Annotated in this window: 24 protein-coding genes; 19 read left to right on the top strand and 5 right to left on the bottom strand. The window is 44.9% G+C overall.

Going from position 1 to position 24,229, the window contains the following annotated elements; all coding sequences use genetic code 11:
* Positions 1 to 12: 12 nt before the first annotated feature.
* The gene (gene argE, locus J4N37_RS14450; RefSeq protein ID WP_010443939.1) at positions 13 to 1,149 is read right to left on the bottom strand and encodes an acetylornithine deacetylase; all 1,137 of its coding nucleotides are present in this window, start codon (positions 1,147 to 1,149) and stop codon (positions 13 to 15) included.
* Positions 1,150 to 1,293: 144 nt separating this feature from the next.
* Between argE and argC the strand changes: the two genes are divergently transcribed.
* From argC to argH, 4 genes are all read left to right on the top strand, one after another.
* Positions 1,294 to 2,298 (top strand): N-acetyl-gamma-glutamyl-phosphate reductase, encoded by a 1,005-nt coding sequence (gene argC, locus J4N37_RS14445; protein ID WP_010443938.1) that lies wholly within the window; start codon positions 1,294 to 1,296, stop codon positions 2,296 to 2,298.
* A 21-nt stretch (positions 2,299 to 2,319) separates the two neighbouring features.
* Positions 2,320 to 3,111 carry an acetylglutamate kinase gene (gene argB, locus J4N37_RS14440; protein ID WP_252041248.1) on the top strand — a complete coding sequence of 264 codons (792 nt, stop codon included), beginning with the start codon at positions 2,320 to 2,322 and terminating at the stop codon, positions 3,109 to 3,111.
* Positions 3,112 to 3,201: 90 nt separating this feature from the next.
* Positions 3,202 to 4,416 carry an argininosuccinate synthase gene (locus tag J4N37_RS14435; RefSeq protein WP_010443936.1) on the top strand — a complete coding sequence of 405 codons (1,215 nt, stop codon included), beginning with the start codon at positions 3,202 to 3,204 and terminating at the stop codon, positions 4,414 to 4,416.
* A 251-nt stretch (positions 4,417 to 4,667) separates the two neighbouring features.
* A complete protein-coding gene (gene argH, locus J4N37_RS14430) occupies positions 4,668 to 6,542 on the top strand; it encodes an argininosuccinate lyase (protein ID WP_252041246.1) in 1,875 nt (624 codons plus the stop codon).
* A 153-nt stretch (positions 6,543 to 6,695) separates the two neighbouring features.
* On the opposite strand, the gene J4N37_RS14425 is transcribed toward argH, so the two are convergent.
* Entirely contained in the window at positions 6,696 to 6,977 is a 282-nt protein-coding gene (locus J4N37_RS14425) for a DUF3624 domain-containing protein (protein WP_038885605.1), read from the bottom strand.
* A gap of 453 nt (positions 6,978 to 7,430) precedes the next feature.
* Entirely contained in the window at positions 7,431 to 8,159 is a 729-nt protein-coding gene (locus tag J4N37_RS14420) for a redoxin family protein (RefSeq protein WP_010443933.1), read from the bottom strand.
* Between the two features lie 174 nt (positions 8,160 to 8,333).
* Between J4N37_RS14420 and oxyR the strand changes: the two genes are divergently transcribed.
* Entirely contained in the window at positions 8,334 to 9,242 is a 909-nt protein-coding gene (oxyR, locus tag J4N37_RS14415; protein ID WP_010443932.1) for a DNA-binding transcriptional regulator OxyR, read from the top strand.
* Between the two features lie 78 nt (positions 9,243 to 9,320).
* On the opposite strand, the gene J4N37_RS14410 is transcribed toward oxyR, so the two are convergent.
* A complete protein-coding gene (locus tag J4N37_RS14410) occupies positions 9,321 to 11,888 on the bottom strand; it encodes a penicillin-binding protein 1A (RefSeq protein WP_010443931.1) in 2,568 nt (855 codons plus the stop codon).
* A gap of 140 nt (positions 11,889 to 12,028) precedes the next feature.
* Between J4N37_RS14410 and pilM the strand changes: the two genes are divergently transcribed.
* The 14 genes from pilM to rplI all read left to right on the top strand — a co-directional run bounded on the left by pilM (position 12,029) and on the right by rplI (position 23,257).
* Positions 12,029 to 13,045 (top strand): type IV pilus assembly protein PilM, encoded by a 1,017-nt coding sequence (gene pilM, locus J4N37_RS14405; protein ID WP_252041244.1) that lies wholly within the window; start codon positions 12,029 to 12,031, stop codon positions 13,043 to 13,045.
* Positions 13,029 to 13,613, top strand: a complete 585-nt coding sequence (locus J4N37_RS14400; protein WP_252041242.1) for a PilN domain-containing protein — start codon at positions 13,029 to 13,031, stop codon at positions 13,611 to 13,613. Before pilM ends, J4N37_RS14400 begins: the two co-directional genes overlap by 17 nt.
* A complete protein-coding gene (locus J4N37_RS14395; protein ID WP_071236468.1) occupies positions 13,610 to 14,203 on the top strand; it encodes a type IV pilus inner membrane component PilO in 594 nt (197 codons plus the stop codon). The genes J4N37_RS14400 and J4N37_RS14395 overlap by 4 nt, the downstream gene beginning before the upstream one ends.
* A complete protein-coding gene (locus J4N37_RS14390) occupies positions 14,193 to 14,708 on the top strand; it encodes a pilus assembly protein PilP (RefSeq protein WP_010443909.1) in 516 nt (171 codons plus the stop codon). The genes J4N37_RS14395 and J4N37_RS14390 overlap by 11 nt, the downstream gene beginning before the upstream one ends.
* A gap of 37 nt (positions 14,709 to 14,745) precedes the next feature.
* Positions 14,746 to 16,479, top strand: coding sequence for a type IV pilus secretin PilQ (locus tag J4N37_RS14385; RefSeq protein WP_033008928.1), 1,734 nt, complete (start codon positions 14,746 to 14,748; stop codon positions 16,477 to 16,479).
* A 189-nt stretch (positions 16,480 to 16,668) separates the two neighbouring features.
* Entirely contained in the window at positions 16,669 to 17,187 is a 519-nt protein-coding gene (gene aroK / locus J4N37_RS14380) for a shikimate kinase AroK (RefSeq protein ID WP_010443904.1), read from the top strand.
* Between the two features lie 31 nt (positions 17,188 to 17,218).
* Positions 17,219 to 18,319 (top strand): 3-dehydroquinate synthase, encoded by a 1,101-nt coding sequence (gene aroB / locus J4N37_RS14375; RefSeq protein ID WP_252041240.1) that lies wholly within the window; start codon positions 17,219 to 17,221, stop codon positions 18,317 to 18,319.
* 51 nt (positions 18,320 to 18,370) lie between these two features.
* A complete protein-coding gene (locus J4N37_RS14370; protein WP_171306862.1) occupies positions 18,371 to 19,891 on the top strand; it encodes an SPOR domain-containing protein in 1,521 nt (506 codons plus the stop codon).
* 69 nt (positions 19,892 to 19,960) lie between these two features.
* The gene (locus J4N37_RS14365; RefSeq protein ID WP_252041238.1) at positions 19,961 to 20,800 is read left to right on the top strand and encodes a Dam family site-specific DNA-(adenine-N6)-methyltransferase; all 840 of its coding nucleotides are present in this window, start codon (positions 19,961 to 19,963) and stop codon (positions 20,798 to 20,800) included.
* Positions 20,801 to 20,899: 99 nt separating this feature from the next.
* Complete coding sequence (gene rpe / locus J4N37_RS14360; RefSeq protein ID WP_005532698.1) at positions 20,900 to 21,571, top strand: ribulose-phosphate 3-epimerase; 672 nt, start codon at positions 20,900 to 20,902, stop codon at positions 21,569 to 21,571.
* A 256-nt stretch (positions 21,572 to 21,827) separates the two neighbouring features.
* A complete protein-coding gene (gene rpsF, locus J4N37_RS14355) occupies positions 21,828 to 22,217 on the top strand; it encodes a 30S ribosomal protein S6 (protein ID WP_010443890.1) in 390 nt (129 codons plus the stop codon).
* A gap of 8 nt (positions 22,218 to 22,225) precedes the next feature.
* Positions 22,226 to 22,528 (top strand): primosomal replication protein N, encoded by a 303-nt coding sequence (gene priB, locus J4N37_RS14350; RefSeq protein WP_010443889.1) that lies wholly within the window; start codon positions 22,226 to 22,228, stop codon positions 22,526 to 22,528.
* A gap of 16 nt (positions 22,529 to 22,544) precedes the next feature.
* Positions 22,545 to 22,772, top strand: coding sequence for a 30S ribosomal protein S18 (gene rpsR, locus J4N37_RS14345; RefSeq protein ID WP_000090472.1), 228 nt, complete (start codon positions 22,545 to 22,547; stop codon positions 22,770 to 22,772).
* Positions 22,773 to 22,804: 32 nt separating this feature from the next.
* The gene (rplI, locus tag J4N37_RS14340) at positions 22,805 to 23,257 is read left to right on the top strand and encodes a 50S ribosomal protein L9 (protein WP_010443888.1); all 453 of its coding nucleotides are present in this window, start codon (positions 22,805 to 22,807) and stop codon (positions 23,255 to 23,257) included.
* A gap of 85 nt (positions 23,258 to 23,342) precedes the next feature.
* On the opposite strand, the gene J4N37_RS14335 is transcribed toward rplI, so the two are convergent.
* Entirely contained in the window at positions 23,343 to 24,107 is a 765-nt protein-coding gene (locus tag J4N37_RS14335; protein ID WP_010443887.1) for a DUF481 domain-containing protein, read from the bottom strand.
* Positions 24,108 to 24,229 lie beyond the last annotated feature (122 nt).

The following is a 24,229-nucleotide window of genomic DNA, read 5'->3' as shown; positions in this document are numbered from 1 at the left end:
TACAGAATGCGACTAGCAACAATATTTTACCATTGCGCGTGATAGCACATCGATGGTTGGGTCGATAAAGTCGAAAGATAGGAATTCATCTGGCTGGTGGGCTTGGTCAATAGAACCAGGGCCGAGAACTAAGGTTGGGCACAATTGCTGTAGGAATGGTGCTTCAGTACAGTAGTTAACGGTTTCTGAACTGGTTTGGCAGATCTCTTCAACACCACCAATAAATGGGTGGTCATGTTGGCATTCGTAACCCGGAATTGGCTCGTGCAGGGGAATAATCTCTAATCGGCCTGGCCATTTCGCTTCGACTTCTTTTAATGCGCCACGCAGCATGTTCTCCAAACCATCAAGACTGATCCCAGGAAGAGGGCGCACGTCGTAATGCAGTTCACAACAACCACAAATGCGGTTTGCGCTGTCACCACCATGAATATGACCAAGGTTTAGGGTAGGGCTTGGAATGGCAAAACCCGGATGGTGATATTCTTTTACTAGCTTGTCACGCAGTTGCATCATAGCAAACATGACTTCATGCATGATTTCAATGGCGTTGACGCCGAGCGCTGGATCGGATGAGTGACCGGATTTGCCGGTTACGCGAATGGCATTTGCCACATGCCCTTTGTGACCACGAATGGGCACTAGGCTGGTGGGCTCACCAATGATGCAGTAGTCCGGTTTAAAAGGCGCATTCTCAGTAAAATGACGCGCACCCAGCATGGTGGTTTCTTCATCACAGGTCGCTAATACATAAAGTGGCTTGTCCTGCTTACTCCAATCGACTTTCTTTACCGCTTCATAAATAAAGGCAAAGAAGCCTTTCATATCGGCCGTACCCAAACCGTAAAAGCGGTTGTCTTTCTCGGTCAGCTTATGTGGATCAAAACTCCAGCGTCCTTCATCAAATGGCACGGTATCGCTGTGACCAGCTAGAAGTAGACCACCTTCACCTTCGCCCATACGTGCGATCATATTGTGTTTGCCTGGTTCCACTTCGATCACTTCAACGCTGAAGCCAAGATCTTTAAACCAAGAAGCTAGCTTCTCGATCACTTTGGCATTGCCTTGATCCCAGCTTGGATCGGTTGAGCTGATCGAAGAGGTACTGATCAGTCCTTCATAGACCTCTAGAAAACTTGGTAATTGCATGGATTCTTCAATTCTCCTATTGACAGACAGAGCACAAAAATGTAAAACACATATTAAATCATATTTAATGAATAAAAAATCAAAATAAAGCAAAAATTAAATATGAATAGTCATTTTGAGCTTTAAGTATATGGATGTCATGTAATGCTAAAAACCACGATTATCGGAGCCAGCGGCTACACCGGCGCAGAGTTGGCTTTAATGGTCAACAAACACCCTGAACTCACGCTATCAGGTTTATACGTTTCCGCCAATAGCGTAGATGCAGGAAAGAATATTGCTCAATTGCACGGCAAGTTAGCGGGTGTGATTGATATGCCAGTTTCACCACTGACTGACCCTGAGCAAGTCGCTCAAGTGTCTGATGTGGTCTTTCTGGCCACAGCACATGAAGTAAGCCACGACTTGGCTCCTATCTTTTTAGAGGCGGGATGTCAGGTATTCGATTTATCGGGTGCATTCCGTGTGAAAAGCGAAGGCTTCTACAACACCTTTTATGGCTTCGAGCATCAACATAATAACTGGCTAGATAAAGCGGCGTATGGCTTAGCAGAGTGGAACCAAGAACCGATAAAAACCACTCCTTTGATTGCGGTAGCAGGTTGCTACCCAACCGCTTCTCAGCTTGCAATCAAACCTTTATTAGAACATGCGTTACTGGATACCAACCAATGGCCCGTGATCAACGCAACCAGCGGTGTATCAGGTGCTGGGCGCAAAGCCTCTATGGTTAACAGTTTCTGCGAAGTGAGCCTGCAACCTTATGGTGTCTTTAACCATCGTCACCAACCAGAGATTGCTCAGCACTTAGGTTGCGATGTGATTTTCACGCCACACCTAGGCAACTTTAAGCGCGGCATTCTTGCAACGATCACTATGAAGTTGACGCAAGGTGTGACGGAAGCACAAGTAGCACAAGCATTCGAACAAGCTTACCAAGGAAAGCCAGCGGTTCGCCTTAAAGGTGATGGTATTCCACGTATTCAGGATGTTGAAAATACGCCTTTCTGCGATATCGGCTGGAAGGTACAAGGCGAACACATCATTGTGATTTCGGCAATCGACAACCTACTTAAAGGTGCATCGAGTCAAGCGATGCAATGTCTCAATATTCATTACGGTTACCCAGAACTGACAGCGTTGCTGTAGTCGTTGAAAGAGGGAAATGCGATGACGCAAACCAATCAAGCTCCTTTAGTCATTAAGCTCGGTGGTGCAGCTCTATCTTGCACTAAAACCTTAAGCCAACTGTTTGCTGCCATTGCGGCTTACCAAAAGTCGGCGCAGCGACAAATCGCCATCGTTCATGGCGGTGGCTATCTAGTTGATGAGTTGATGGCAAAGCTTCAGCTTGAAACCGTAAAGAAAAACGGTCTACGCGTAACACCTTACGATCAAATTCCTGTGATTGTGGGCGCGCTTGCTGGTACCGCGAACAAGATACTGCAAGGCCAAGCAATTTCTGATGGCCTGAATGCGGTGGGCCTTAGCCTTGCTGATGGTGGTTTATGTCATGTTGAAGAGCTTGACCCAGAACTAGGAGCTGTCGGCAAAGCATCACCGGGTGATTCAACCCTATTACAAGCGGTGCTAAACGCAGGTGCACTGCCGATCATCAGCTCAATTGGTCTGACTGAAAAAGGTCAGATGATGAATGTGAATGCGGACCAAGCTGCGGTTGCCGTGGCCGGAGCGTTAGATGCGGAGTTAGTACTTCTGTCTGATGTGAGTGGTGTACTCGATGGCAAAGGGCATTTGATCAAAACGCTATCTGAGCAAGAAGCCGATGCGTTGATCAAAGGGCAAGTGATCACCGACGGCATGATCGTCAAAGTTAAAGCCGCTTTGGAGGCCGCCAATGATCTTGGTCGTCCTATCGAAGTCGCGACATGGCGTTACCCAGAGAAACTGACCCAGCTATTCGCGGGTGAAAGTATTGGAACGCAGTTTCTGCCTCAATAAAGCAGAAGCAAAACAGTTAAAGAATTCAACATTAGGAAGTGGTTGGCACTGACCGCCGAGAGCAGCGCCAGTTAAGTTTGGAGAAAAAACATGAGCAAAGTGAACGTAAATAAAGTGGTAGTCGCATACTCAGGCGGTCTAGATACTTCAGTAATCATCCCGTGGCTAAAAGAGAATTACGACTGTGAAGTGGTGGCTTTCGTTGCCGATGTTGGTCAAGGTGCAGAAGAGCTAGAAGGCATTGAAGCAAAAGCAAAAGCTTCTGGTGCCTCTGAGTGCTACATCGCTGACCTGAAAGAAGAAATGGTAGCGGATTACATTTACCCGACGCTAAAAACGGGTGCTTACTACGAAGGTAAATACCTACTAGGTACATCAATGGCGCGTCCAATTATTGCCAAAGCGCAGGTTGAAGTCGCACGTAAAGTGGGTGCTGACGCTCTGTGTCATGGCTGTACCGGTAAAGGTAACGACCAAGTACGTTTTGAAGGTGCATTTGCAGCGCTAGCACCAGATCTGCATGTTATTGCGCCTTGGCGTGAGTGGGATCTAGTGAGCCGTGAAGAATGTCTGGATTACCTAGCAGAGCGCAATATCCCTTGTACGGCTTCTCTTACTAAGATTTACTCGCGTGATGCGAACGCATGGCACATTTCTACAGAAGGTGGCGTTCTAGAAGATACATGGAATGCGCCAAATGAAGATTGCTGGGCTTGGACTGTAGACCCAGAGCAAGCACCGAATGAAGCTGAAACCGTGACGTTGAAAGTTGTCAAAGGTGAAGTTGTTGAGGTGGACGGCGAAGCGATGACACCATACAACGCGTTGGTTTACCTAAACGAGAAAGGTGCGAAGCACGGTGTTGGCCGTATCGATATCGTAGAAAACCGTTTAGTGGGTATGAAGTCTCGTGGTTGCTACGAAACTCCGGGTGGGACCATCATGATGGAAGCGCTACGTGCAGTAGAGCAACTTGTGCTAGACAAAGCGTCGTTTGAATTCCGCGAGGAGCTTGGTCTGAAAGCATCGCACCTTGTTTATGATGGTCGTTGGTTCACGCCGCTATGTAAGTCTATTCTTGCGGCTTCTGAAGAGCTCGCGCAAGACGTGAATGGCGAAGTGGTTGTGAAGCTTTACAAAGGTCACGCAACAGTAACGCAAAAACGTTCGGATAACAGTTTGTACTCTGAAGAGTTTGCTACTTTTGGTGAAGATGAAGTTTATGACCAAAGCCATGCTGAAGGCTTTATCCGTCTGTACTCGCTATCTAGCCGTATTCGTGCGTTGAACAGTCAGAAAAAATAGGCCAATTTAACGCCTTATGAAGTAAAAGACCTGCCCATTTTCGGCAGGTCTTTTTTGTTGTTGCTAACCTCAGAGGCATAAAGATAAAATAATCATGAATAAATATGTAAAAATATTGAATTTCTACTTTATTTTTATCTGCGATTATCGTAACGTTGGGGCATAAGAAAAAGTGAGCAAATGACCACCGATTTGGTCAACACTTAATGAGTAACACGTTAGCGTAAGCAATAGTCATCAGGAGAGACGCAATGGCATTATGGGGCGGAAGATTTACCCAAGCGGCAGACACCAGATTTAAAGACTTCAACGATTCGTTGCGTTTCGATTACCGATTGGCTGAGCAAGACATCGTAGGCTCAATTGCGTGGTCTAAAGCATTGCTGTCGGTTGACGTGTTATCTGCAGATGAACAACAAAAGCTTGAATTGGCACTGAATGAACTCAAGCTTGAAGTGATGGAAGACCCACATCAAATCCTGCGCTCAGATGCGGAAGATATCCACTCTTGGGTCGAGCAGCAGTTGATCAACAAAGTCGGAGACCTAGGTAAAAAACTCCATACTGGACGTTCTCGTAACGACCAAGTGGCAACCGATCTCAAGCTTTGGTGTCGTCAGCAAGGTCAACAACTGTTGATTGCACTTGATCGCCTACAAACTCAGATGGTCGATGTTGCCAAGCAGCATCAAGGCACTGTTCTTCCGGGGTACACTCACTTACAACGCGCTCAGCCTGTGACATTTGCTCACTGGTGTTTGGCTTATGTTGAAATGTTTGAACGCGATTACTCACGTTTGAGTGATGCCCTTAAGCGTTTGGATACGTGTCCGCTCGGCTCTGGCGCACTTGCGGGTACCGCTTATCCAATCGACCGTGAAGAGCTGGCTCACAACCTTGGTTTCCACCGTGCGACACGTAACTCTCTAGACTCGGTTTCTGACCGTGACCATGTGATGGAGCTGATGTCGGTCGCGTCTATCTCGATGTTACACCTATCTCGTTTGGCAGAAGACATGATCTTCTATAATTCGGGTGAATCTAACTTTATTGAATTAGCCGATACGGTAACGTCAGGTTCTTCGCTGATGCCACAGAAGAAAAACCCAGATGCACTCGAGCTTATTCGTGGCAAGACTGGCCGTGTATACGGCGCGCTTGCTGGCATGATGATGACAGTGAAAGCGCTGCCATTGGCTTACAACAAAGACATGCAGGAAGACAAAGAAGGTCTGTTCGATGCGCTCGATACATGGAATGACTGCATGGAAATGGCGGCTCTGTGTTTCGATGGTATCAAGGTTAATGGTGAGCGCACGTTAGAAGCTGCGAAGCAAGGTTACGCAAACTCAACTGAGCTGGCGGATTACCTAGTGGCGAAAGGTATCCCATTCCGTGAAGCGCACCATATCGTCGGTGTTGCTGTGGTTGGTGCAATTGCCAAAGGCTGTGCGCTAGAAGAGTTGTCGATTGAAGAATTGAAATCCTTCTCTGAAGTGATTGAGGCGGATGTATATGACATCTTGACCATCGATTCATGCCTTGAGAAACGTTGTGCGCTTGGTGGCGTGTCGCCGCAGCAAGTGGCTTATGCGGTCGACCAAGCAGACAAGCGCCTATCTCAACGTGATACTTCAGCAGTCAAAGTACGCCCTGCACGTCTGACAGATATCGAAACGCTGGAAGGCATGGTGGCGTATTGGGCAAATATGGGCGAGAACCTACCACGCTCACGCAATGAGTTGGTACGTGATATTGGCTCCTTTGCAGTGGCTGAACACCATGGTGAGGTAACGGGTTGTGCTTCTCTGTACGTGTACGATTCTGGTCTCGCTGAGGTTCGCTCATTAGGTATTGAAGCAGGGTGGCAAGGTCAGGGACAGGGCAGTGCGATAGTGAACTACCTAGTTGATAAGGCGCGTCAGATGGCGATTAAGAAAGTGTTTGTGCTGACACGTACGCCTGAGTTCTTTATGAAGCAAAGCTTCTTACCAACCTCGAAGTCGTTGCTTCCGGAGAAAGTACTGAAAGATTGCGATCAGTGTCCACGTCAGCATGCGTGTGACGAGGTGGCATTAGAGATCAACTTGTTTGAGCAATTGATCCAAAAAAGCAATGTGGCCTAGGTTAATGATTCTATGAGTATTTAAGAAAATACTAAAAAAACAGGAAAAAATTTGGAACCTTTAGGAGGAAGCCCGGTCTATTAAAGTACCACTGCTTTTTCTTAGAAGAATCTAAGAGAGCCCCAAAACCGGTATTGGTTTTGGGGCTTTTTTCTATCTGTCATCTGAGCGATGCTCATCCTTACTTTGTTTTCTACGACGGCGCTGCCACGGAAATATAACGAAGCGCATCCAAAGGTGTAAAAACAGCAAGCCATTAAACGCAAAGCCCGCAAAGATCAGCGCGATCGACTCAATACTCTGTGGATCATCTTTAAACGCAAACCACCATACGATCCAGCATAGGACCGATAATACCGTCAGTTGATCCATACATCGTTGGCAACGACCGATCTTTTTCCAAAACCAATGCTCTTGGCAACCGCGACAAGCCATTGTTCTATCCATACTACCTATTTGTCCCTGATTATAACCCTAACTCACGTTTTAGGTTTTCTTTGTCTGGTTTTAGTATCACGTCTATCAAACCAAAAATGGAAAATTAGCTTGGTGAAACGTGTGTAGCACGTAATTTGTGTATGGTGCGCCGTCAGCCAGACAATAGGAAAATAATAATGTCGACAGAACTTAAAGTAGCACTAGGCCTTGCTGGTGGTTTCTTCACAATTGGTTTTACCGCAATTGTGCTTGTTAGCCGTTACGCAATGATGACTGCATAACCACCACTCTATTGATTCTTGAATTGATAAGTTTGGATTAAGAAAGCCTCGTGTATAACGAGGCTTTTTGTTTACAGGGGGATGGCCTCCCGAGCGAGGGATGCACCGAGAGGCCGAGGGCTGAGTTATGGACAGCTAGATTGCCAACCCAAGCCCGTTAGGCAAATTATTAACCTAGGTAAGCTTCTAGTTCTTCGCTACCGCCGATGTGTTTACCACCGATGAAGACTTGAGGAACCGTTGTACGGCCAGAGATTGCACGTAGGCTTACGGTTGTTGCGTCTTTACCCAAAATCACTTCTTCATATTGAAGATCGTGGTCAATCAGATTTTGCTTCGCTTTCATGCAGAAAGGACAGCCTGGTTTAGTGAACACAGTGATCGATTCTTGAGTTTTGTACTCAGGTGCAACGTAGTTCATCATCGTGTCTGCATCAGATACTTTGAACGGGTCGCCTGGCTCGTTTGGTTCGATGAACATTTTCTCAACCACACCGTTTTTCACTAGCATGCTGTAACGCCATGAACGCTTGCCGAAGCCGATGTCGTTTTTGTCTACTAGCATACCCATGCCATCTGTGAACTCACCGTTACCATCTGGAATAAAGGTGATGTTTTCTGCTTCTTGGTCAGCTTTCCATGCGTTCATTACAAACGTATCGTTGACTGATACACATAGAATTTCATCCACGCCGTGTTCTTTGAATACTGAGAACAACTCGTTGTAACGAGGTAGGTGGCTCGACGAACACGTCGGAGTAAACGCACCTGGCAAGCTGAATACGATAACCGTTCTGTCTTTAAACAGTTCATCCGTGGTTACGTTCACCCATGCGTCACCTTTACGAGTCGGAAAAGTAACTTGTGGTACAGCTTGACCTTCTTTTGATGCAAACATGATGATTTCCTTTTTAAATCTATGAAATAATTCGTTTTCGAGCTTAGCGTTATTTGTCGCTCAGTTTCGTTTTGTTGAGCTCATTATTGAAAAAAAACTTTGATAGCTCTAATCGTTTAATGCTATGGTTTTGATAGATTATTTCTATCGCCAAACAAGAAGCGAATCGTACGTATGAATATCCGAGATTTTGAGTACTTGGTGGCGCTTGCGGAGCACAAGCATTTCCGAAAAGCTGCGGAAGCCTGCTTCGTTAGTCAGCCAACCTTAAGTGGCCAGATTCGTAAGTTGGAAGACGAATTAGGTACAGCGTTGCTAGAAAGAAGCAGCCGTCGCGTGCTGTTTACTGATTCTGGTTTGCAACTGGTGGAGCAAGCAAAACGCATCTTAAGTGAAGTGAAAACCTTTAAAGATATGGCGAGTGGTCAAAGTGGTGCCATGACTGGCCCAATGCACATTGGCTTTATCCCAACTGTCGGCCCTTATCTCTTACCTAAAATCGTTCCTCATCTTAAAGAAGAGTTTCCAGACTTAGAGCTGTTCTTACATGAAGCTCAAACTCATCAGTTGGTTCGCCAATTGGAAGAAGGTAAGCTTGATTGTCTTGTTTTAGCTTCAGTCGATGAAACAGCACCGTTCAAAGAGATTGAGGTCTATAACGAGCCGCTAAGTGTTGCAGTGCCTTGTGATCACGAATGGGCTGGTCTTGATCATATCGAAATGCTCGATCTGAACGGTAAAACGGTATTGGCGTTGGGCGATGGTCATTGCCTACGCGACCAAGCTCTTGGCTTCTGTTTTGCTGCAGGTGCAAAAGATGATGAACGCTTTAAAGCAACTAGCTTAGAAACGTTGCGTAACATGGTGGCTGCAGGTGCAGGCATTACGTTACTGCCACAGCTATCTGTGCCGCATGAGAAGAAGAAAGATGGCGTATGTTACGTTCCTGCTGTCAATCCAACACCTTCGCGCAGTATCGTATTGGTTTATCGTCCTGGTTCGCCGTTGCGAGCGCGTTTCGAAGCATTAGCTGCGACAATTAAGAATATTCTTGAAGCAAAGCAAAGCTCTATTGCAGCCTAAGTTTTTGCTTTAATCAGATAATCCAGATAAACAAAAGGGAGCTCAATGGCTCCCTTTTTTCATATCACTAATTCGGTATTAGAACAGCTCTTCTGAACTTCCACCACCAGAGTAGATGCTATCTTCTAGGCTGTTACCGACGTATTCAGTAGGCTCAGTGCCTTTCTCGAAGTACTCGAACATGGATGAACCGTCGACTTTATGCGTCAATAGGCCGCTATCGCGGTCGATACGCACACGAACGATATCATCTGGAATAGACTTACCTTGCTGTGGTACACCATCGAGCGCTACGTGCATGAAGTCAATCCAAGCTGGTTCTGCGGTTTTCGCTCCGGATTCAGCGCCAGATATTTGTCCTTTTCCAAGGTTGCTGTTTACTGTCGTTCGACCTAGTGTACGAGAGTGGTCATCGAAACCAACCCACGCAATTGCCACAATCCCAGGGCCGTAGCCGTTGTACCAAGTGTCTTTCGAATCGTTGGTGGTTCCTGTCTTACCCCCAATATCGCGACGATCCAGTTTCTGTGCACGCCAACCAGTACCATTCCAGCCTGTGCCGTCACGCCAGCTACCTCCACCCCATATATTGCTGTACATCATCTCACGCATTAGAAATGCGTTTTGCGCTGAGATCACTTGCTTCGCGTATTGTGGAGTGTCGTTTTCTAGTGCGTTGTCTGGTGCAATGCTATCTGCTGTGACATCTTGCTCGCCAAATTCAGCGACAAACTTATCTTCTGCAGGAGCCTGCTCATCCATTTGAGGACAGTTGTGCTGGCAGATCACTTTCGGATTTGCTTTAAATACCACTTCACCGAATGAATCTTCTACGTGATCAACATAAAACGGTTCTACGTAGTAACCACCGTTGGCAAACACGGAGTAGCCTTGTGCAACTTTCATTGGTGTTAAGCTACCAGCACCCAGAGCGATGGTCTCAGAGCGTGGTACTTCATCAATATCAAAACCAAAGCGCGTTAGGTATTCACGAGTTTCGTCTAAGCCAACTTCACGCAGAGTACGTACTGCCATGACGTTCTTTGATTGAGCTAGGCCGATACGTAGGCGAGTAGGGCCGATGTAAGTCGGTGGTGAGTTCTTTGGACGCCATGCTGAACCAGAACCTGCATCCCATTTATTGATCGGTGCGTCGTTGACCAAAGAGGCAAGGGTTAGACCTTTGTTGATTGCGGCTGAGTAGATGAAAGGTTTGATACTTGAACCAACCTGACGTACAGACATAGTCGCACGGTTAAATTTACTATGGACAAAGTTGAAACCACCCACCAAAGACAAGACGGCACCGTTTTCTGGGTTCATGGCCACAAATGCTGTGTTTGCACTAGGCACTTGGCTTAGTTTCCAGCTATGGGTAGTGTTACCTTCTTTATCTGTAGTACTGATTTCACGAACCCAGACTTGTTGGCCTGATTCTAAAATCTGTTTCGCTGATTTTGGTACAGCGCCTTGGCGTTCATCGGTCAGATATTTACGTGCCCAGTTCATACCTGTCCAAGCGATGGTTTGCTCATCGTTGTTCTTCACCCAAACCTGTGCAGTTTTGTCGTCAACTTCGGTGACAACCGCTGGGTACAGTTGGCCGTATGTTGGCTGTTTCTTTAGATGTTTTTCAATCTGCTCAGTATCCCAAGAGCTTTCGCCTTCTTTCCATAGCACCTTCTCAGCACCGCGGTAGCCGTGACGTTCATCGTAAGCAAGGATGTTGTTGATTGAGGCTTTGTTGGCAGCGTCTTGCAGTTTTGAATCTACCGTCATGTAGATGTTTAGTCCTGAAGTATAAGCCTTTTCTTCACCGTACTCTTTTACCGCCCATGAGCGTGCTAGCTCTGCAACATATGGGGCAGAAAGCTCAATCTCGGCACTGTGGTAACGGGCCACAATTGGCTCTGAGCGCGCTTCGTCATATTGCTCTTGAGTAATGTATTTTTCATCCAGCATACGCATCAAAACGACATTTCGACGCTTAGTAGCACGGTCTAGAGAATATAGAGGGTTCATTGTCGAAGGTGCTTTAGGCATGCCTGCTAGCGTGGCGATTTCACTTAGGCTTAACTCATTTAAGCTCTTACCAAAGTAAACCTGTGCCGCAGCGCCAAAGCCATAAGAGCGATAACCTAGGAAGATCTTGTTGACATATAGCTCCATGATTTCTTGTTTAGAAAGAAGTTGCTCAATGTGAATTGCTATAAAGATCTCTTTGATTTTACGCATGATTTTCTTCTCATTAGATAAGAAGAAGTTACGTGCTAGCTGCTGGGTAATGGTACTTGCACCTTGCTTAGCTGAGCCTGATAGAGCAACAACAACAGCGGCACGAGTAATACCGATCGGATCAATACCAGGGTGCTCATAGAAACGGCTATCTTCAGTTGCAATCAGCGCATGAATCAGATCCTGAGGAATCTCATCGTAAGTTACAGGAATGCGACGCTTTTCGCCAAACTGTGCGATCAGCTTCCCGTCCTGACTATAAACTTGCATAGGTGTTTGTAATTCAACATTTTTTAATGTCGCAACATCTGGCAATTCAGGCTTCACATATTGATAGAAGCCAAAAATTGTGGTCACTCCAAGAATTATGCAAATCAATGTTAAAAATAATAAACGCTTTATGAACTTCACCGGAGAATCCCTGATTGGTTGAGGCTGTATAACGGTAAACCCTAGTACTCTAGGTAAAAAAATTAGCAATCAAGATATTAACTCTTATTTAGATGCTAATAACAACCTTTGCACGAAGAAATTTCGGAGCGAGAGTCTATATGGATAAGTTAACAGTTGCGGGCATTGATATTAGTCACAATAGCCTAAAAGCCGTAATACTAAAGCCAGCAAAGGAGGGGTACTCCTTGCTAGGTTATAAAGAAATAGTGCTAAACGACGCTATTGTCGCTGAAAACCATACAATAAATCATCAAGAAATTGTAAAGACCCTAAAAGAGATAAAAAAAGAACTACCACTATTACACCGAAAAGCGGCTACATCTATTCCAGATAGCGCTGTAATTAGCAAAAGCTTACAGCTTGACTCTCAATTGGAAGAAAGTGAGGTTGAGTTTGCAATCATGCAGGCATTTTCTCTTCAGTCTCCGTTTCCAATTGAGGAATTAAGTTTAGATTTTGTGCCGAACTGTGACAGCAAAGGAAATGAGGTTGCTGGTTTTCGAGTCTTTGCTACTAGAAAAGAGGTGGTAGAAAGTCGAAAACAGGCAATTGAAAAGGCTGGCCTGACACCTATTTTGCTTGACGTTCACTCTCACTCTCAGGGAGCAATATGGCAATTGGCGACAGAGCGGCATCCTGAAAAAGCGCAATACTGTTTGCTTTATGTGGGAGAAAGAAACTGTTCTATTTCCATGTTTACCGCTCAAGGTGAGTTCTTTTATAAGGAGTTTTCATCAGGCTTAGAGCAAGTTATCAATAACCTTCAAACATCTCTTGAGGAGAATGCGAGCGAACAAGAGAAAGTGGAAAGGTTTAACCATGAAACGGCAGATAGGGTAAAGAGACAGCTTCAACTTTACAGCTCAATGAATGGTGAACGAGATATTCGTGGTATTTGGCTTGTCGGTGAAGGCGCATCCACTTTAATGCTCGCAGAAACGTTGGAGCGTCAGTTACAACTGGATTGTGAATTGTTGAATCCATTTAGTCTTTTTGAAATGAAGGTTCCGAAGCGTAAAAGAAGAAATGTTGACTGGCAGCGTTTTGTAACTGCGGCTGGTATAGCAATAAGAGCTATTGACTGGCAAAGGGGGAGCCATGTTGCATCCCGTTAACTTATTACCGTGGAGAGAGGCGAAGAGAGAAGAGCATCGTCGAAGGTTTTTTGGACTACTCATCCTTGGAGTTTTTGTCGCTGTTGGCTTGCAATGGGCCATCTCATTTTATTTTGAGCACCAACAACGCATGCAACAAGAACGCCTAGATTACCTCACACTTTATATTCATGAACTCGATCAGCGTATTGCCGATATGAAAATTGCAGAGCAAGAGCATAGCAAAATCTTAACAAGGTTAAAGGTTGTGGAGGGTTTGCAAAAAGGACGTAATAAAACGACTGAGTTTATGAATCTTATGCCTTCTGCTATTCCGTCAGGTGTCTATGTCGACAAAATCAAAATGGATGATAGAGAAGTGGAGATTAGTGGGATAAGTGATAGCACCTCTCGACTTGCAACCATGTTAGATAATCTTGAACGGTCTTCTGCTCTCATGGATGTTGAGATGCACTCTATTGTTCATGGAAAAGCACGTTTTGGTAAGGAGTTTCAAACTTTCAAGGTTTCATTCTTGTTCCAGAAACCTGCGAGTCTAGTTGTGGCTAGGCAGGAGGAGCCACAATGAGCAACTGGCAAGAACTAGAATTAGATGAAATAACAGATTGGCCTCTATTACCCCAGTCTTTGGTCGTTTTTTTATTGGTAATAGTTCTACTAGCAGGGGGCTATTGGGCTTTTGTTAAGCCGGATAAACAGCGTTTGAACTCGTTAATCGCCGAAGAGCAGAAACTCAAAGTAATGTTGAAAATCAAAGCCAATAAGGTCGCAGCATTACCCAAACTGCAAGCTCAATTGGATGAACTGACTCATCGATATGAATATCTATTGCAGCAATTACCAGCACAGAAAGAGCTGGCCACAATGCTTGCTTCTGTCAACGAACTTGGCATCGATAATAATCTGACTTTCACACGGATCGATTGGGGGAAGAAACAATCTGAACAATTTTTGTATAGGCTCCCATTGAATATCGAACTTACTGGCGCATTTCATGATATTGGGAGCTTCGCACAAGCGATAGCAACGCTTCCTCGCATCATTACATTTAAGGATGTGACTTGGCAGAGAGTCAGTCAAGAGAGTGAAACCTTACATTTTCGAGTTAGAGCCAATACTTATCAGTTTAAGCCAGAGGAAAAACAAGATGAAAGCTAATGTCTTGTTGTTGGCAGTGATCAGTGCTGCCCTCCTTGGATGTCAAGCCAACGACGACTCTCTTGATGATTATATTCGTCAAGTCGAAACTGATGCTAGGCGAGATGTCGCCCAACTTGAGCCTATTGAAGAGTTCGCGGTTGCTGCATACCAAGCAAAAGCTCAACGAGCACCTTTTGAGCTACCTAAGGAAGCGACAATTGCATCTCAGCCAGTTGCTCGAAAAGATTGTTGGCAACCTTCAAACCGCAAACGAAGTGGCAAGCTGGAGCATTTTCCTCTAAGCCAGTTGAGACTAAAAGGTGTTATGGGGATGGGAAATAGTGTCTCTGGGTTAGTACAGGCTCCCAATGGAACCGTATACAAGGTTCATGCTGGTCAGTACATCGGAAAAAATAATGGCAAAGTAACTCACGTTACGCATTCGTATTTACTAATTAACGAGACTTTACCCGATGGCTTAGGGTGTTGGCAAAAACGCAAAGTAAAGCTAGCTCTGAGATAAGTAATTCCGTTTTGATTTTTAGAATTGAGTAAGAGAAATGAGACAAGGATATACATTGAGATACAGGAAGTTATTTGAACTCTTGTGGTTATGGAGTTTGTTGTTAATGGCTCCTTTTGTTTGGGCGGAAGAGTCGTCATCCAATGCATTGAAAAGTATTGATTTCAGGACTAACAAAGATAAAGAAGCGGTCATTATTGTTGAACTCGCTTCACCTGCAGCGATTGTAGATGTCAAAAGAGTTCAAGAAGGGCTTAGTATTGATTTGTTGAATACTTCTGTTGAAGACAACCAGCTTTACTTGCTCGATGTTAAGGATTTCTCTACCGCAGTGGATAGCGTAGAAGTTTTTAGAGATGCAGCAACAACTAGATTGTTGGCGCACATTGAAGGTGACTATACACATGATTACAGGCTTACGGGGAGATATCTCGAAGTAAAAGTTGCACGCTTAAAACCTAATGAAAAGGTGCCAGATAAAAGTATCCTTGAGAAGGAAGGCAAGCTCATCTCTATTAACTTTCAAGATATACCGGTAAGAAATGTCTTGCAGTTGATCGCTGACTACAACGATTTCAACTTGGTGGTCTCGGATTCTGTTGAGGGGAACTTAACGTTACGCTTGGATGGTGTGCCATGGCAGCAGGTACTAGATATTATTCTGCAGGTTAAGGGGCTAGATAAACGCGTTGATGGCAACGTTATTTTAGTCGCACCAAAAGAAGAACTGGACTTACGTGAAAAGCAGCAATTGGAGAAGTTGAAATTAGAAGAAGAAATAGGAGAGCTTTCTTCAGAAATAATCAAAGTTAATTTTGCTAAAGCTTCAGATATTGCTCAAATGATCAATGGTGAAGGGAATATTAGCATGCTGTCTGTCCGTGGCAGTATGACCATTGATGAACGTACAAACTCTCTACTTATCCGTGAACTACCAGAAAATATCGCAGTAATACGTGAGATTGTTGAGTCTCTTGATATTCCTGTTAAGCAAGTTCAGATAGAGGCCAGAATTGTGACCGTGAAAGAGGGGAACCTAGATGAATTAGGTGTTCGCTGGGGCTTTACTTCTATTAATGGTAATAACATGGTTGGTGGTTCAATTGAGAATAACTTGGCTGCGATTGGCTTATACGACGAAGGTGGTAATGCTGAGGATGGAAGCACAGTTGGAATTGATGACTTTCTGAATGTCAATTTGGCAGCTGCATCGACAAATGCAAGCAGCATCGCTTTTCAAGTCGCTAAATTGGGCTCTGACACTCTATTGGATTTGGAGCTTTCAGCTCTACAGCAAGAATCTAAGGCTGAAATCATCTCAAGTCCGCGTTTGGTAACGACAAACAAAAAGCCTGCCTATATCGAGCAAGGTACAGAAATTCCTTACTTAGAGGCTTCCTCCAGTGGTGCAACGACCATTACTTTTAAAAAAGCAGTATTGAGTCTAAAAGTCACCCCCCAGATAACGCCCGATAACCGCTTAGTTCTTGATCTCAGCGTGACCCAGGATAGACCTGGTAAAGTTGTTAAAACTGGGACTGGAGAAGCGGTCGCGATTGATACACAGCGAATCGGCACGCAAGTGTTAGTAAATAATGGTGAAACCGTTGTTTTAGGCGGCATTTTCCAACATAGTGTCAGTAATACAATTGACAAAGTTCCGCTGCTTGGAGATTTACCTTTGTTGGGCGCTCTATTTCGCCGTACTTATGAAGATGTAGGTAAGAGTGAGCTGTTGATCTTTGTTACGCCTAAGGTAGTAATTCAGTGATAGATTCACAGATAAAAAGGCGATCAGATCAAAAATAAAGTTGCATTAGAGGCACCATGCTTGGATAATTTCGGGTCTTATCACGAATTATCTGTGAGGAATTGGTGCCACAAGCCTTGTATAACAGCGGTTTAGCTGTGTTTTCTTGTGGCGATCTTATTGAATTAACGTTGTAAATTACCGCTAAATATGGCTGAGAAACGTAATATTTTCCTTGTTGGCCCAATGGGCGCCGGCAAAAGTACAATTGGTAGACACCTAGCACAGCAACTGCATATGGAGTTTGTGGACTCTGATACAGTGATCGAAGAACGCACGGGTGCAGATATCGCTTGGGTTTTTGATGTTGAAGGTGAAGAAGGCTTCCGCAAACGCGAAGAAGCTGTACTTGAAGACCTAACTCAAGAGCAAGGCATCGTGCTAGCAACGGGCGGTGGCTCTGTAAAGAGCAAAGAAAACCGCAACCGTCTTTCAGCACGTGGTGTTGTTGTTTACCTAGAAACAACTATTGAAAAGCAACTTGCTCGCACAAACCGCGACAAGAAGCGTCCTCTACTTCAAACTGACAACCCTCGTGAAGTATTGGAAAGTTTGGCAGGCGAACGTAACCCTCTATACGAAGAAGTAGCGGATTACACAGTTCGTACTGACGATCAGAGTGCAAAAGTGGTAGCCAACCAGATCGTAAAAATGCTAGAAGAGAGATAAGCATTTATCTTTTTCAAATTGGAGCACACCGATGGAACGGATTACGGTCAATCTAGCAGAGCGTAGCTACCCAATCTCAATTGGCGCCGGGTTATTTGAAGACCCGGCGTACCTTTCTCAAATTCTTTCAAACAAAAATGCCAATCAGAAAGTCGTCGTGATCAGTAATGTCACGGTTGCTCCTCTGTACGCGGACAAAATTCTTCGCCAGCTAAAACAGCTTGGTTGTGATGCCTCATTGCTTGAATTACCTGATGGTGAGCAATACAAAAGCTTAGACACATTTAATCAAGTCATGAACTTCCTGCTAGAAGGAAGCTATGCTCGTGACGTAGTGATTATTGCGTTAGGTGGTGGTGTGATTGGCGACCTTGTTGGCTTTGCCTCGGCATGCTACCAACGCGGTGTTGATTTCATCCAGATTCCAACCACACTATTGTCTCAAGTGGACTCGTCGGTTGGCGGTAAAACGGCAGTGAACCATCCGCTTGGTAAAAACATGATTGGTGCTTTTTACCAACCTAAAGCGGTTATCATCGATACCAACTGCCTATCGACGCTCCCAGAGCGCGAGTTTGCTGCGGGTATTGCTGAGGTGATCAAGTACGGCATTATTTATGATGGTGCTTTCTTCGACTGGTTAGAAGAGAACCTTGACCGTCTATATGCATTGGATGAAGAAGCACTGACTTATGCCATCGCACGTTGTTGTGAAATCAAAGCAGAAGTTGTAGCTCAAGATGAGAAAGAATCGGGCATCCGAGCGTTGTTGAACTTAGGCCATACCTTTGGTCATGCGATTGAAGCTGAATTGGGTTACGGTAACTGGTTGCATGGTGAAGCGGTATCTTCTGGTACGGTTATGGCAGCGAAGGCGTCGCATCTACGTGGCTTAATTACGCAGCAACAGCTGGATCGCATTATTACCATTATGCGTCGAGCAAAACTACCAGTGCATACGCCAGATACCATGAGCTTTGATGACTTCATGACACACATGATGCGAGATAAGAAAGTCTTATCCGGTCAGCTACGTTTAGTTCTGCCAACTGGCATTGGCAGTGCAGAAGTCATTGCGGACACATCGCAAGACATAATCAAACAAGCTATCGACTTCGGTCGCGATATTTAACCTAAACAGTGACGCCTTCAGGCGTCATTGATGCATTATTAGGGTTAACGAATGAGTGCAGCTCATATTTTAGAATTAGACTCTCAAACAGATTTATTGCATCGCCTCGCTATGTTGAGCAACTTTAGCTCTAACCTTATTGTGGTTAATGGCGATATTGGATTCGGAAAGTCATGGCTAGCCCAACGATATCTTGAAGTTGGTGCCACGAATAAGAATCAGTGCTTATTGCTGTGTCATCCCAACCAGGATGATACCCAGCGTCGTATGCAGATTTTAAGTCAAATTGTGAGTGATGCGCTTTTCAATCAGCAAGATAGTTTGCTAGACAGTATGGAGCGAATTCTAGATAGCGAGTCGTGTGACATTGCGATAGTGGTCGATGACGCCCACCTGTTAAGTGAAGCACTTATTTCTGAGCTGTGGATGCTTGTATTAGCGGCTCAGGCAAATTCAAATTGGAAAATCAATGTCATACTATTTTCTCAGCTTGGTCGTTTAGAAAACGTTTTGCAACGGGTGAGTTACGGGCAAGAACTTAAACCCGTTGAGCTCGAAGTTGATATGCTGTCTGAAATGGAAGCAAGGCAGTTTTTTGAGTCATTAGTAATGCGCTATGTTGATGATGACAATGAAAAGCGCACGCGGGCTGCTTTTAAAACAGTCAGTCCAATCCCTGGTGACATTATGGCGTTAGGAGATTTAAAAGTGGAAAAAAGGATCATTATCCGCTCTATAGTTGGCTCGCCAATTAAAATTGCTGTTGTCGTATTAGCGTTATTGCTTCTTGCTGCTGGTGGATACTGGTGGATGCTCAATCAGCCGACTCCCGATGATAAAGCTCAGCAAATTGCAGGCTCTTTGGAACAGACGGCAATACCGACGTTATCGGAGCCAAGTGATAAAGAGGCTAAAAAAACGGAAAACTTAACACCGTTAGATCACAGTGTAGATCCCTCTTTGGATATTTCAGGTGCTCAAGATGATTCGGATGCGCTGCCGCCAGCCATTGTCGAAGAGGTGGCTAGCGTTGGTAATGAAGATACTCAGCAGCGAGTTGTTATTGAGTCAGATGTCGTTGATGCATTGCTTGAAGGTAAGGCTGATACGGTAGATACAACAGAAATAAAACAAGTTGTAGAGCCGACCTCGATTCAAAGCGAAACGCCTAGTGTTGCAAGCTCAGCATTGATTGAGGTGATTCGACCTGAAGCTACAGAGGAAGTGGCGAACCCTGAATCAGATGCTTCTTCACCGCCGATTGTTCAGTTCTCTTTTGCTAAAGAGGAGTTGAAGACTCTCTCTCCGAGAGCGTATACCTTGCAGTTAGCAGCGATGACATCTTTAGAAGATGTGCAATCTTTTTTAGATGATTACCAACTTAACGGCAAAGTAAGAATCTACCCAACAGTGAGAAATAATACTGATTGGTACATCATTACTTATCAAGATTACCCAACCATTCAGCAGGCTAGAGATGCGGTAGATAGTTTACCATCTTCACTCAAAGCGCTGAGTCCTTGGGCAAAATCGTTAAGACAAGTTCAGCGTGAGATAGAGCGTGTGAAATAATCCTGAGCTTCGCTGAAAAATATGTTACATTCCGCAGCCTTAATTTTTGGTCGATAGATAGAGCAGTAGATGAAAAAGCAACGAGCCTTTCTGAAATGGGCAGGAGGAAAATACGGTCTGGTTGAAGACATCCAACGCCATTTGCCACCGGCTCGAAAGCTAGTTGAACCTTTTGTTGGGGCTGGTTCGGTGTTTCTTAATACCGATTACGACCAATATCTACTGGCGGACATCAATCCAGATTTGATTAATCTCTACAACTTGCTGAAAGAGCGTCCTGAAGAGTACATCTCAGAAGCGAAGCGTTGGTTTGTTGCAGAGAACAACCGCAAAGAAGCCTACCTGAGCATTCGCGCTGAGTTTAATAAAACGGACGACGTCATGTACCGCTCTCTGGCGTTCCTATACATGAACCGTTTTGGTTTTAATGGGCTGTGCCGTTACAACAAGAAAGGTGGCTTCAACGTGCCATTTGGTTCTTACAAGAAGCCGTACTTCCCAGAAGTAGAGATGGAATTCTTTGCTGAAAAAGCGAAGAAAGCGACTTTTGTTTGTGAAGGTTACCCAGAAACATTCAGCCGAGCACGTAAGGGCAGTGTGGTTTACTGCGACCCGCCTTACGCACCGCTATCTAACACTGCAAACTTTACCTCTTATGCAGGAAATGGCTTTACGCTTGATGATCAAGCAGCGTTGGCAGACATTGCGGAGAAAGCGGCAACTGAACGAGGCATTCCAGTTCTGATCTCTAACCACGACACGAAGTTAACGCGTCGCCTATACCATGGTGCAGAACTGAACGTGGTAAAAGTGAAGCGTACTATCAGCCGTAACGGCAGCGGTCGCAATAAAGTTGACGAGCTGCTTGCTCTATTCCGTGCGTCAGACGCAGATAAATCTGACTCTTAATTCTCACACTATTGCATCTAAATAGTGGATCTCCCCACTGGCTTCGGTAGAATTGCGCGCAAATTATTTGCTGTTTGCTCGCCACTACTGAGGTCAGGTATGAAAGATTTTCTAATTGCTCCATCCATTTTATCGGCTGATTTTGCTCGTCTAGGTGAAGACGTAGAGAAAGTACTCGCAGCTGGTGCGGATGTGGTGCACTTCGACGTTATGGATAACCACTATGTACCAAACCTGACTTTTGGTGCGCCAGTGTGTAAAGCATTACGTGATTACGGTATTACTGCCCCAATCGATGTTCACCTAATGGTGAAGCCTGTTGATCGTATCATCCCTGATTTCGCAAAAGCTGGCGCGTCGATGATCACTTTCCACATTGAAGCATCTGAGCATGTAGATCGTACTCTCCAGCTTATCAAAGAGCATGGCTGTAAAGCGGGTGTAGTACTTAATCCAGCAACACCGCTTGCACATCTTGAGTTCATCATGGACAAAGTTGACTTGATTCTACTGATGTCAGTAAACCCTGGTTTTGGTGGGCAATCATTTATCCCTCACACGCTAGATAAACTACGAGCAGTGCGCAAGATGATTGACGAGTCTGGTCGTGATATTCGTCTAGAAATCGATGGTGGTGTGAAAGTTGATAACATTCGTGAAATTGCAGAAGCGGGCGCAGATATGTTTGTTGCTGGTTCGGCTATTTTCAGCGAGCCGGATTACAAACAGGTGATCGACAAAATGCGCGCAGAGCTTGCAGAAGTCAAATAAGCGCTGACAGATTAGCTTTAAAGAAAGCGTTGTAACGTGATGATTTAAAAGGCTGCCACTTGGTTGGTAGCCTTTATTATTTCTGGCGTGAGCTAAGCAAAAATATCCAGCGTGGTGTGCAAATAATCACTTGCCTATTTTGCTTCCTTTCTGTACTATTCGTGCTCCTTAAAACTCGGTCAATTTTCTTTAGTTCCTTGCTTCCTCTGGACGACCGAGCCAATCGTGGAAGCTAATAATCCGTAAGGAGCAACCAATGCGTCATTACGAAATCGTATTCATGGTGCACCCTGATCAAAGCGAGCAAGTTGCTGGCATGATCGAGCGTTACACTGGTTCAATCACTGAAGCTGGCGGTAAAATCCACCGTCTAGAAGACTGGGGCCGTCGTCAACTGGCTTACCCAATCAACAAGCTTCACAAAGCTCACTACGTTCTAATGAACGTTGAAGCTGACCAAGCTGTAATCGATGAGCTAGAAACTGCTTTCCGTTTCAACGATGCAGTTCTACGTAACATGATCATGCGTACTAAAGCGGCTATCACTGAGCAATCTATCATGCTTAAGCAGAAAGAAGAGCGTGCAGAGCGTGCTCCTCGTCGCGAAGAGCGTGCTGAAGCTAAGCCAGAAGCAGCTGCTGAGTAATATTTCTTATGACCAATCGAATGGAGCTGAGTGGCACCATTGCCAAGCCGCCCATTCGTAGTAAAAGCCCTAGTGGCATTGAACACTGTCGGTTTTGGGTAGAGCATCGTTCTACTATCATCGAAGCTGACCTACCACGACAAGTTTATTGTCGAATGCCGGTAGTTGTCAGTGGGCTTAGGTCGCAAGCATTAACTCAGAATTTAGTACAAGGCAGTAACATTAAGGTAAGTGGTTTTGTTGCTTACCAAACCGGCCGAAATGGCGTTGGGAAATTAGTGTTACACGCCGACAACATTACTCAAATTTAAGATCAGGAGATAGCCCATGGCTCGTTTCTTCCGTCGTCGTAAATTCTGCCGTTTCACTGCAGAAGGCGTACAAGAGATTGATTACAAAGACGTAGCAACTCTTAAAAACTACATCACTGAAGCTGGTAAAATCGTTCCTAGCCGTATCACTGGTACAAGCGCTAAATACCAACGTCAACTAGCTCGCGCTATCAAGCGTTCGCGCTACCTAGCTCTACTACCGTACACTGACAAGCATCAGTAATCGGTCGTTTTATTAAGAAAGAGGATTAAGCAATGCAAGTTATTCTACTTGATAAAATCGGTAACCTAGGTGGTCTTGGCGATACTGTAAACGTTAAATCTGGCTACGCTCGTAACTTCCTTATCCCTCAAGGTAAAGCAGTTATGGCTACTAAAGGTAACGTTGAAATGTTCGAAGCTCGTCGCGCTGAACTAGAAGCTAAAGTTGCTGAGCAACTAGCTGCTGCAGAAGCACGTGCTGAGAAAGTTAACGCTCTAGAAGCTGTTGTTATCGCATCTAAAGCTGGTGACGAAGGCAAACTATTCGGTTCTATCGGTACTCGTGACATCGCTGACGCTATCACAGCTGCAGGCGTTGAAGTTGCTAAGAGCGAAGTTCGCCTTCCTGAAGGTGCTCTACGTAACACTGGTGAGTTCGAGATCAGCGTTCAACTTCACTCAGAAGTTTTCGCTACTGCGAACGTACAAGTTGTTGCTGCTGAGTAATTCAGTACCAAGACGAAATGCTAAAAAGCACCTCTTATGAGGTGCTTTTTTTATGTCTGAAATTTGCGAAGAAGGAAGTCCGTTTCTAGAACAGAAACAGCAGATTTACTGAAAAGACACTGTCAGCCTTTTCCAATCCATCTGGCACTTTATCGTGATATTGACGGGAGTGAGTAAGCTTTAATGCAATATCTTCAGTGATGTCATTGGTGATACTTAAGTCACTATCAACTCGGGTGTTGCTTTTACCTGCTACTAACGTGACATCAGCTGAAAAACTCAGGTTGTCGAGTACTTGCCATGAGGTGTTAATGTTGCCTCGGAAGATGCCTTCTTGAACTATGTCAGGAAAGATAATGTCATCGTCATCAATTTCATCTAAGTTAGGTTCTTGATAACGGAAGCCTGGCCCCACCTCAACCTCTAATACAAATTGTTCAGTATAAGAGAACTGATAACCTAAACCGCCAGAAAGTGTGTAATCTTTGAAATAAGCACTGTAGCGAGAATCAACGCCTTTAAAGCTGCCGTAGAAATATGTCTTAGGGCCTAACTTATAGTCGGTTTGAGCGCTGTAAGTCGAGGAGCGCTTATCTTCTTCGCCATCTTTATACAGATTATAGAACTTCCATTCTCCATTCGAACGGTGCCGTCCGGCGGTGTACTCTGCGCTCAGGCGAGCATTCAAGGAGCGTGAATCCGTGTTACCTGTGTGAGCTTGATAGCCGAACTCGACCTCCGTTTTCAGTGGAGCAGGAGCTTTGACGGTTTGCTCTGTTTGTACTGATTCTTCGGCATACGCTGTACCTGCACAAAGCAAGCCAAAGCTAAGTAACCAGTATCGTGACACAAATACCTCGGATGTTGAGAAAAGGAGGGGCATGATACTGATACATATAGTGTGCTTGGTCAATGGTCGGTTAATTTTTATTAGACCCAAACGAAATTCAATACCTATTGGTGAGTTGAATT

Source organism: Vibrio sp. SCSIO 43153, assembly GCF_023716625.1.
GTDB lineage: Bacteria > Pseudomonadota > Gammaproteobacteria > Enterobacterales > Vibrionaceae > Vibrio > Vibrio rotiferianus.
The sequence above is the reverse complement of the archived record's forward strand: the minus strand, read 5'-3'. Positions and strand labels throughout refer to the sequence as shown.